Source organism: Bacteroides mediterraneensis, from assembly GCF_016900355.1.
Classification (GTDB): domain Bacteria; phylum Bacteroidota; class Bacteroidia; order Bacteroidales; family Bacteroidaceae; genus Phocaeicola.
On record NZ_JACJKA010000043.1, the window covers coordinates 1 to 8,981 of the forward strand.

Sequence of the window (8,981 nt, forward strand, 5' to 3'; positions counted from 1 at the left end):
TTGTACCTGCAATTCCAATTCTTCAAATTCCAGTCTATTCATAATAATTGAGGTTTAATTGTATTCGCTGCCGCAAAGCTACAATCAAACCTCAAAGTGTAAAAGGGGCATTTGTCCGAATGCTTACCGTTTACAGCGCAAGCTACTGTACATCCTACCATCGGGTTGTTACCGATACCCAGGAATCCCATCATTTCTACGTGAGCAGGAACTGATGAAGAACCAGCGAACTGTGCGTCTGAGTGCATACGGCCCATAGTATCTGTCATACCGTAAGAAGCAGCTAAATTTTATCCCTATAACTTTGATTTGTTCTTTTGTAAATAATTGTGTTACAGAAATATATATCAATATTAGAAAGAACTCTTTTGTTTATTTATTGCTGTTATATTGTAAAATGGTCGTGAATAAGTTACAAAAGGACTAAATTACGACTTATTTCAACTCTTTAAAAGCTTCTGCAAAAAACAGATTGAACCACTTAATACCGTGATTGGTTACTTCATGTTTTGTAGATTTTTTAATGTAAATAGCAACCACTTCACCATAGTTGGAGTTTCCATCTATGAAAGTGATATTATCAAATAGATGCAGATTCTGTTGGACTCGTTTGATCCCTTCATGGAAGTTGTATTCTATGATTTCATCTGCTACGTCATGGCCTCCAAACATTTTTCTTTGCATTACCCTATATGTGCTCTCATCTAATGATTCTAATCCAAAGTAAAACAGGCTGATTTTGTATTCAGCAGATTTGAATTCATCAATCATGTTTAAGATAAGGTCATTGGAAAAATTGGTCTCAAAGGCAAAATCTTTATGTAATGAAATTGCATTTTCTTTCTGCTTTTGTAATTCGCCAGCTACTGTACCACCAATCCACCGTTCTTCCCATTCTGGGTGTTCTTTACGTAAGTTGAGTGCAAGTAAATCGCCATCAAAAGATTTGCAGTGAATGTAATAAGGGGATAATCTACTTTTTCCTGCTCCGTTAGGACCTGCTATGACTGTAAATTCTGGACGTACTTCCATTAAGCTATTTGTTTAGAAGGTAAGCGTATTTTCCATGTCCTGCTTGTGCAACACGTGATATGACTTTATAGCTTCTTTCGTTACGATTAAATTCTACCAGGTCTTCACTTCCGTCTGGATTGGCTAAATAAATGTTCCCTTTTTCGTCTTTAAACGGTATAGAAATTCCTTTAGCCCACCCTTCCAAGTAAATACGTTCTACTTCTTTGCGTACTTCTTCATTTACTTCTTTGATGGTCTTTCCGTTGGATAGTTTGATATTTTCTATTTCAGTGTATTCACACATGATTATCAATGTTTTGTTGGTACAAAGATAGTATAAATTTATGTTTTATCCTAATACATTTTCCCCCCTTCTCAAATCCTCCAAACCCTTATACATGTAATAAACAAAACAATAACAATAGAAAAATCAAAGTATAAATTAGAAACGAAAAATACATCCCGGTTCGTCTAAATTTCAGAGAATGGTTTAGATTGGATTGGAAGGATAGGCAGCTGGAAGTAAATATAACAGCTTCAGTCTTTATATTGAACCTTGATATGTCTATTGAAGAGCTGAGCCAGAGTGAGAAACTTATGGTGACGGCTCTTTTTTTTATTCCGTCTCATAATTCTTAAAAGCCTTATTTATAAGAAGATAAATAAGAATACTAATAATATAATAATTAAAAATATGAGAAAGGAATAATGTTGTAAATAGATTTTTTAAAGATGGGGATGGCGATAATTCGAGCCCTCATTGAAGTGTTGGAAGATATGCGGAGAAGAAAAAAAGCATAGTCATCCAGAGTTAATTAACCGGAGGATCAAGTTCTCCAAGTAACTAACAATAACGATGTACAATATGAAGGAAAAGACATCAAAAGTAACGGATTCTCTCATTATGGGAGAAGTCGCATCAGAAAAGGAACTTAGCATCAGAAATAATGAAGATATTACAGATGCTGAAATTATTGAAGATGATGATAAGTTTTGGGCAGAAGAAAATCATCCCAACTTTATCGAATCTAATACCTCAGCAATTTCGCTTGAGGAACTAACTACTAAGAATATAATACCGACATTCAGCGACAACACACTGACTATTTCGCATCAGAATTTTATCAATGCAGTAAGTAAGGTTGCTGAACAAGTTTTTGGAGGATTAACTCCGGTTGAATGTAGGGTATCACATCCTATCATAGGAAGAATACCCTCAGCACAACACAAAAAAGCGAGTGAACTAAGAGAAGATGAAAAAACTGTGTTCTACCAGCGTTTAGCATGGGTAGCACATGTAAAGAATCTAACTCGTACAATCAATAACCAGACAGTCCATCTTTGTATAGGTGGAGTGAGAAGTTATAGCGAAGATAAACTCTACAGAACACAGACCGCAATGAAATTTAAAATCTTTGTCGGCTGGAAAGTGAGAGTATGTTCGAACTTATGTTTGACATGTGACGGATTTTCAGGAACCATAGAATGTATGACCGAAGCTGATATTATGCAGAAGGCTTTGGAACTATTCAGCGGTTTTAATCCACACAAGGAAGAAACATTGGGACTTTTGGAGAATCTGAGAAATACAGAAATCTCAGAGGAACTATTTTGTAAGATTATAGGCAGACTCAGATTATATCAGTTCCTGCCTGTGAACGAACAAAGAGCATTACCATCGTTGGAAATAGGCGATCAGGCTGTGAATGCGATGGTGAAAGGTTATGTATCAAACCCTAATTTCGGAAAGAAAGAGGGAGAGATTTTAACTTGTTGGAATCTGTTACAACTGGCTAATGAAGCGGTAAAGGGATCATATATTGATACCTGGCTTGACAGAAACCAGAATTGTACTGATTTTGCATTAGGAATACAGAATGCCATAGAAGGTAACGATACCGGAGGCTATAGCTGGTTCCTACATTGAAATATAAGGGCATTTTTGTCCTTTATAAAATACCGGAGGAGGTATGGAATATCAAAGTTTATTAGAAAACAGAATTATAAACCGAGATAATCCATACCTCCACTTTTTGTTTTACCAATAAAAAAACAACAGAAATGATAGATGTAAATATTGAACTTTTCAAGAGAACTACACCTGTAAAAAAGATTGAAATTATAGAAAATCTGAAACAGGATGAATTACTGGGTATATCGAAAGAAACCATACTCAGGATAGTAAAAGAGACAGGTCGGAGAAAGACTGGCTCCAGAAATTATGAATTCTATGTACATCCAAACAGAAGAAGAGGAAATGACTGGAATTCTATTATAGAAGGAATATGGCTATACAAGGGGAAATTAAGCCTCATAACCTATATTCAGCTGGATGATACAGATACCAGTATAATTGTACCGTTAAATGATTTTTTCAAGGAAGAGACTTTCAGAGGATCGATAAAGACTGAAGACTTCTATGGAAATATCCAAACAGAATACTTTGTATATGGGAAAAGAGCCAAAGCTGAAGTTTTCAGAAGCTTTTGTCTTGAATACATCAATACAAAGTATAAATCAAAACTTAGTAATAACGAATAAAAACAATAAAGACTATGTGTAAATTCAATAAACCTCAAATACCAGCTGGTGCAACGGCTGATGAAAGAAGAGCAATCTATTTTGATGCTCTTTATTCACTTGATATGAATGATAAGGTAGAGAAGAGAGAAAATCTTAGTTACCTGAGCTGGGCTAATGCTTGGGCTGAATTCAAAAGAGCCTATCCAAGTGCAACCTATAGAATCGTGAAGGATCCAATCACAAATCTCCCATACTTTGCAGATGAGAGAACAGGTATCATGGTATATACGGAAGTTACAGTAGATGAAATAACTCATGAAATGTGGCTTCCTGTAATGAATACTTCCAATAAGGCGATGAAACTTGAACCATACACTTACAAAGTTTATGATAAGTTCAAGAAGGAATATGTTGAAAGAATGGTTGAAGCAGCTTCCATGTTTGACATCAACAAGACCATTATGAGATGCTTAGTGAAAAACTTGGCAATGTTTGGTCTTGGACTTTATATTTACGCAGGTGAAGATATTCCGGAAAAGATGGTGGAAGATAATACCATCCAACAGGAACCAGCACCTGTTCAACCCAAGAGAACAAGAAAAAGCAGACCTATCCAACAGCCGGTACAGGAAAAATACGCCGGCATCAGAATAGCTCTACAGCAATGTAAAACTCAGGATTCATTGATGGAACTTTATAAGCAACATCAGAATGAAGTAACGGGTAATACTGAAATCAAGGCGTTATTTACAGAACGAAAATTACAACTTAATCAAGCAGTTTAATTATGGCAACAAAAAGAATAGAACTTAAAGACAGTGGTGTGTTTTTCAATGAAGAACTGCACCAATATTGGCTGGGAAATAAACAGCTGAGTGGAATTACCGGAATGTTACAAAGACAATTATTCCCTGATGAATTTGAAGGGATACCGGAATACAGGATTAAATCAGCAGCTGAATATGGTACTGACGTTCATACCTCGATAGAGGACTTTGATAAGAACTGGATTAATGACGGAACCCGAGAAGTAGCGGATTACATTGAAATCTGTAAAGATCATGGGCTGGTTCATGAATGCTCTGAATATACAGTTACAGACAGTAAAAACTGGGCAAGCAACATTGATAAGGTTTACAGAGTTGATGATACCACATTTGATATATGTGACATTAAGACCTATGGAACAATGACAGCTGAAAAACTTGAGAAAGCAAGATTTCAGCTCAGTATTTATGCCTACTTATTTGAGCTTCAGAACAAGAAAGCGAAAGTAGGAAACCTTTTCATTATGCACCTTAGAAATAAGCTAAAGAAGGATGGTACATTTGACCATATCAGTAACTTAATTTCAATAAGTCGAATACCATCTGAGATTTGCAGGGAACTTCTGGATTGTGATTTACGAGGGGAACAATTTGAAAACCCTTACAATATTCCAGAAGAAATCAGAAATCATGAATCGGAAATAAGGGAATTGATTCAGACAAAGAATGAAGTTGAGGAAAGACTTAGTACCCTCAAATCAAAGATTCTTTTAGAAATGGAAATGATGGATGTTAAGTTGTGGTTTACAGATACGATGAGACTTACCAGAAAATTACCGGGAATCAGAACTTCTTTCGACCTACAGGCATTCAAAAATGATCATCCTGATATTGATTTTGAATCCTACATGAAGACCTCAAAAGTGGCTGGGTCATTGGTAATAGCCATTTAATAACTCGGGAAATAGGCCGGGGAGATAATCATATAAAAGATGTCTCTCCGGTCTTTTTCTTTTATGTAAAACTAACTAAAGAATAAGGAGAAGAAACAATGAAAGAACTTAGATTACAATTCATATCTATAGATGACTGGAACCGTCCTGTATTCAAAGATGAGAAAGGACGATATTTTGGGGATACCGAAAATCTGTTCAAATATGGAACCAGCAAAGAAGAAGTTTATGATTTCTATAAGGATAAAGAATTACATGAACATATATATTTTTTCGGAATGAGTTTTAACTGCGAACCTGAAGGAATCTGGATTAAGAAAGAAGTGAAAATAATACTGGAATAAGAATATGTATCTGGAATGTGACTGTTCCCAGATTTCCATAGAGGAATGGGAAAGGAAAATGAAAGGAAACCGACCGATAAATTATGATTGGCTGGTCAAGAAAATAAAGAAACATTTGCCTGAAGTATACGAGGGGTTGTGTCTTAAATACTACAATCCGTATCAGGATAAATGCAGGTCTAACAAGAGGTACTATATACTGGTTCATTCAGCTATAGAGTACTTCATAAGAAAATAGTCTTATATGAAGGAAGAATATTATTGCCCGATATGTGGTAGAAAGCTTATAAAGTCAGAAACCGAAGGTTACAGATTTCAATGCCTGTACTGTGATGAAGACTTTACTGAATCAGAAGTAATAATTAAAACAGAAGGAAATGAGAAAGAAAAGCAATAAAAAAACAGCAAAGTATGGAATTTCTTTTTGGTAAGGAAAATTCCAGAAAAACAATGTATCAGACAGTCTATGAAACACATCATGAGACAGTAAGAGAATGTGCCTGTTGTGGTAAACCAATGACAAGATCCGAAGTAAATGATTTTGGCAGTCTTTGCGAGAGGTGTTATATGGAGGAGTATTATGAATGTTAAGAATCATTTTATTGTCCCGGACTGTGAACATTATGGAGACATCAACTATTTCACTGAGATAATAACAGAAAACGGTGGAATTATTCTAAAGGTATATTGGGATGATATGGTAGATGATGATGCGATAATTATCTATTCCTGTCCTAATGAAAAAATGGAACTCATTAAAACAGCTTTGGAAAATGGATGAGATAATATATAAAGATAACAAGATAGTATGTTTCTCTTCCAATGATTTTCAAGCATTTGTTATGAACCAGGACGGTGATATAGAGAGTGGTACATTTTCAACTCTATCAGCCGCTCAAAAATGGATAGACAAATATGGATAAGGAAAAATTCAATGAGCGGATTTGTCGTATAATATGGCATGATGCTTTACAAAATTCCATAAAACCTTTTTTATGGAGTATTGACTTCAGAAGTATTAAGGTTATAGATAATGGAACAGAGTTTATGTTTCAGAATCACAAAAAAACAGGCAAAGTAATAATCCAATATTCAGAAAGAACAGGGTTATTCAATGTTACTATAATACATGCTAACGATGAGAGAAATCCGGTTATCATAGAAAACGTTTATATTGACATGCTAGTTTCTGTAATAGATGAGAATTTGAGCTGCCATGAACTTGTAGAACATGGTGTTGCTGTATGAATGAGTTGATCTACAATGTATGGAGGTTATGTGATTTAAAAGTCATGTATCCTCCTTTTTTATTAATAACAGTCTAAAAATCAAGAAGAATTATGGAAAGATACGAACTTGAAGGGAGCCGTGAATACAAAGCGGCTATGGCTTTAGAAGATGCACTGAACAATACGTGCTTTGACTATAAAATGTTTGCAGAGTCAGTGAAGTATTATCATCCGACTTTACAACAGAATCTGTTCAGACTTATAAGAGAAATCATAAATGTACAGTCTGACGAGAACAGATACTACGATGCAAGAAACAAAGCTTCACATGAGGTAGCAAAGAAACTGAAGACCGTAGTGGAAAATGAGTGTTTACCTTATATATGATTATGTATGGAAAATAATGATTATAACTTGGAATTGACCAGATATATCTGGTCAATACTAAAAACTCAGATTACAATATTTATGTCTTGGGGAGTTAATCCTGAGAGTATGAAAGTGATTGAAGGAGGGCTTGAATTTGAATGTAACGGATTCAAACATACAGGAAAAGTACAGATTGTTCTTGATGAAGGGGAAAGATCTGTTTGAAGTGCACCTGATTTCTGAAAATGGAGAAAAGATAAAAACTATAGAAGACGTTTTTCTTGATAATCTCGTTTCTGTGATAGATGAGAATATTGAAAAAACGGAAGATTACAAGGAAAGAATATGCAGAGAATACGGAATTACTGAAAAAAGTATGTCTGTATGATATTCTGGGATAACAGAAAATGGAGAATATGTGAAAAGTAAGAATATTACAGAATCATGTATTCTCCTTTTTTATTGTGAAGTTCCAAAAGCAAGACGAACATCTAACTTATGGAACCAATGTTAAAATTATGGTTAAGGAACAAAAATATGTGGCTTATCTAAGGGTAAGTACAAAAAAGCAGGGATATTCAGGTCTCGGACTTGAAGCTCAGAAGGAGATTATCTTGAGACATCTTCAGGATAAAATACCTATAGCTGAATTTGTGGAGGTCGAATCCGGAAGAAAAACAGAAAGACCTAAACTGAAGGAAGCTCTGAAAGAATGCAGAAAAACCGGTGCAACTCTTATCGTGGCTAAACTTGATAGATTGGCTAGAAATGTATCATTTTTATCAAACCTATTGGAAAGTGATACAGAGATAGTCTTTTGTGATTTTCCACAGGCAAACAAGATGGTATTGCATATTCTATCAGCAATCAGTCAGTATGAAGCAGAACTGACAGCATCCAGAACTAAACAAGCACTGGAAGCAAAGAAACTGAGAGGATTCAAGCTTGGTAATCCGGAACACTTGATGGATAAACACGAGCAGGCAATCCAGAACAGTATAAGAACAATAAAAGAAAAAGCAGATAACAACCCTAACAATAAGAGGGCTGTTGCTATGCTAAGAACATTAACAGGTAAAAATGCAACTTATCAGGAAATGGCGGACTTCTTGAATGAACAGGGATTTACCACTTCGAGAGGTTGCAGTTTTTCTAAGTCAACAGTTTATAAACTAATAAAACGTTACGGATTATGAATTACTATTACAGATACTATTTCTCTGTTACCGTTGGAGGAAAGAGAATAAAGTTTCATGTATATGGGAACAATATCTACTCGGCACAGACAAAGGTAAGGAAACTATATCCGGGAGCGGAGAAGATAAATTTCATGTATAGTGAGAAAATGGGATAAAAGACTGATGTCAGCCAAGTCTTCTTCATGGTGAAGTTTGGAAGCTGACACATTAATTCATGTTATATGGAACCTAAATATGTATTGATACTGGATTATTGTATAGGAGCTTTAAATATAATAGAGCTGACGGATGAAGAAATAAACGAATCTTTCAGTTATGATGATTTTGAAAGTTTCCTTATGACTATTGAGGAGAAGTATGGATTTAGATTGTCTGACTGTAATTGGATGACTACTGAATCTTTAAGCATTTACAGATACAAGAATGGAAAAGAAGTTGCAAATGTTTAATATAAAGAATCACTACTGTCCCGTAAAAGTGGATAAATAGTTCTTTGAAATTATTGAAATATAGTCAATTACACGGTCTTTTGAAATGAAACGGACTTGATTTTGCAACTTTGCAGTCTAATACAAATGGCTGC

Annotated in this window: 14 protein-coding genes and 1 pseudogene; 12 read left to right on the forward strand and 3 right to left on the reverse strand. The window is 35.0% G+C overall.

The features are described from left to right. Positions 1-128: 128 nt before the first annotated feature. From H6A28_RS14510 to H6A28_RS14520, 3 genes and pseudogenes are all read right to left on the reverse strand, one after another. Positions 129-281: pseudogene (locus tag H6A28_RS14510) on the reverse strand (GGGtGRT protein); the annotation flags it as partial. Positions 282-435: 154 nt separating this feature from the next. Continuing rightward, positions 436-1,032, reverse strand: a complete 597-nt coding sequence (locus H6A28_RS14515; RefSeq protein ID WP_204480975.1) for a hypothetical protein — start codon at positions 1,030-1,032, stop codon at positions 436-438. Positions 1,033-1,036: 4 nt separating this feature from the next. Further along, positions 1,037-1,318 carry a xenobiotic reductase B gene (locus H6A28_RS14520; RefSeq protein WP_204480977.1) on the reverse strand — a complete coding sequence of 94 codons (282 nt, stop codon included), beginning with the start codon at positions 1,316-1,318 and terminating at the stop codon, positions 1,037-1,039. A 561-nt stretch (positions 1,319-1,879) separates the two neighbouring features. On the opposite strand from H6A28_RS14520, the gene H6A28_RS14525 reads away from it, so the two are divergent. The 12 genes from H6A28_RS14525 to H6A28_RS14580 all read left to right on the forward strand — a co-directional run bounded on the left by H6A28_RS14525 (position 1,880) and on the right by H6A28_RS14580 (position 8,847). Further along, positions 1,880-2,941, forward strand: a complete 1,062-nt coding sequence (locus tag H6A28_RS14525) for a DUF3871 family protein (protein WP_204480984.1) — start codon at positions 1,880-1,882, stop codon at positions 2,939-2,941. A gap of 134 nt (positions 2,942-3,075) precedes the next feature. Then, positions 3,076-3,555, forward strand: a complete 480-nt coding sequence (locus H6A28_RS14530) for a hypothetical protein (RefSeq protein WP_204480986.1) — start codon at positions 3,076-3,078, stop codon at positions 3,553-3,555. 14 nt (positions 3,556-3,569) lie between these two features. Next, the gene (locus tag H6A28_RS14535) at positions 3,570-4,322 is read left to right on the forward strand and encodes a DUF1071 domain-containing protein (RefSeq protein ID WP_204480988.1); all 753 of its coding nucleotides are present in this window, start codon (positions 3,570-3,572) and stop codon (positions 4,320-4,322) included. 2 nt (positions 4,323-4,324) lie between these two features. Beyond that, positions 4,325-5,257: a PD-(D/E)XK nuclease family protein gene (locus tag H6A28_RS14540; RefSeq protein ID WP_204480989.1), complete on the forward strand. Its 933-nt coding sequence runs from the start codon at positions 4,325-4,327 to the stop codon at positions 5,255-5,257. 98 nt (positions 5,258-5,355) lie between these two features. Continuing rightward, complete coding sequence (locus H6A28_RS14545) at positions 5,356-5,601, forward strand: hypothetical protein (protein WP_204480991.1); 246 nt, start codon at positions 5,356-5,358, stop codon at positions 5,599-5,601. Positions 5,602-5,845: 244 nt separating this feature from the next. Next, positions 5,846-5,998, forward strand: a complete 153-nt coding sequence (locus tag H6A28_RS14550; RefSeq protein WP_204480992.1) for a hypothetical protein — start codon at positions 5,846-5,848, stop codon at positions 5,996-5,998. 138 nt (positions 5,999-6,136) lie between these two features. Continuing rightward, positions 6,137-6,382 (forward strand): hypothetical protein, encoded by a 246-nt coding sequence (locus H6A28_RS14555; RefSeq protein WP_204480993.1) that lies wholly within the window; start codon positions 6,137-6,139, stop codon positions 6,380-6,382. Positions 6,383-6,516: 134 nt separating this feature from the next. After that, entirely contained in the window at positions 6,517-6,849 is a 333-nt protein-coding gene (locus tag H6A28_RS14560) for a hypothetical protein (RefSeq protein ID WP_204480994.1), read from the forward strand. A gap of 92 nt (positions 6,850-6,941) precedes the next feature. Beyond that, positions 6,942-7,217 carry a hypothetical protein gene (locus H6A28_RS14565; RefSeq protein ID WP_204480995.1) on the forward strand — a complete coding sequence of 92 codons (276 nt, stop codon included), beginning with the start codon at positions 6,942-6,944 and terminating at the stop codon, positions 7,215-7,217. A gap of 6 nt (positions 7,218-7,223) precedes the next feature. Next, positions 7,224-7,424 (forward strand): hypothetical protein, encoded by a 201-nt coding sequence (locus H6A28_RS15260; RefSeq protein WP_239465387.1) that lies wholly within the window; start codon positions 7,224-7,226, stop codon positions 7,422-7,424. Positions 7,425-7,717: 293 nt separating this feature from the next. Next, a complete protein-coding gene (locus H6A28_RS14575; RefSeq protein WP_204480996.1) occupies positions 7,718-8,395 on the forward strand; it encodes a recombinase family protein in 678 nt (225 codons plus the stop codon). A 224-nt stretch (positions 8,396-8,619) separates the two neighbouring features. Further along, positions 8,620-8,847 carry a hypothetical protein gene (locus H6A28_RS14580; RefSeq protein WP_204480997.1) on the forward strand — a complete coding sequence of 76 codons (228 nt, stop codon included), beginning with the start codon at positions 8,620-8,622 and terminating at the stop codon, positions 8,845-8,847. Positions 8,848-8,981: the final 134 nt, after the last annotated feature.

Coding starts and splice junctions, on each gene's coding strand:
- H6A28_RS14545 (WP_204480991.1), top strand. CDS start 5,356: ATGAAAGAACTTAGATTACAATTCATATCTATAGATGACTGGAACCGT.
- H6A28_RS14540 (WP_204480989.1), top strand. CDS start 4,325: ATGGCAACAAAAAGAATAGAACTTAAAGACAGTGGTGTGTTTTTCAAT.
- H6A28_RS14530 (WP_204480986.1), top strand. CDS start 3,076: ATGATAGATGTAAATATTGAACTTTTCAAGAGAACTACACCTGTAAAA.
- H6A28_RS14535 (WP_204480988.1), top strand. CDS start 3,570: ATGTGTAAATTCAATAAACCTCAAATACCAGCTGGTGCAACGGCTGAT.
- H6A28_RS15260 (WP_239465387.1), top strand. CDS start 7,224: ATGGAAAATAATGATTATAACTTGGAATTGACCAGATATATCTGGTCA.
- H6A28_RS14580 (WP_204480997.1), top strand. CDS start 8,620: ATGGAACCTAAATATGTATTGATACTGGATTATTGTATAGGAGCTTTA.
- H6A28_RS14525 (WP_204480984.1), top strand. CDS start 1,880: ATGAAGGAAAAGACATCAAAAGTAACGGATTCTCTCATTATGGGAGAA.
- H6A28_RS14515 (WP_204480975.1), bottom strand. CDS start 1,032: ATGGAAGTACGTCCAGAATTTACAGTCATAGCAGGTCCTAACGGAGCA.
- H6A28_RS14565 (WP_204480995.1), top strand. CDS start 6,942: ATGGAAAGATACGAACTTGAAGGGAGCCGTGAATACAAAGCGGCTATG.
- H6A28_RS14560 (WP_204480994.1), top strand. CDS start 6,517: ATGGATAAGGAAAAATTCAATGAGCGGATTTGTCGTATAATATGGCAT.
- H6A28_RS14550 (WP_204480992.1), top strand. CDS start 5,846: ATGAAGGAAGAATATTATTGCCCGATATGTGGTAGAAAGCTTATAAAG.
- H6A28_RS14575 (WP_204480996.1), top strand. CDS start 7,718: ATGGTTAAGGAACAAAAATATGTGGCTTATCTAAGGGTAAGTACAAAA.
- H6A28_RS14555 (WP_204480993.1), top strand. CDS start 6,137: ATGATTTTGGCAGTCTTTGCGAGAGGTGTTATATGGAGGAGTATTATG.
- H6A28_RS14520 (WP_204480977.1), bottom strand. CDS start 1,318: ATGTGTGAATACACTGAAATAGAAAATATCAAACTATCCAACGGAAAG.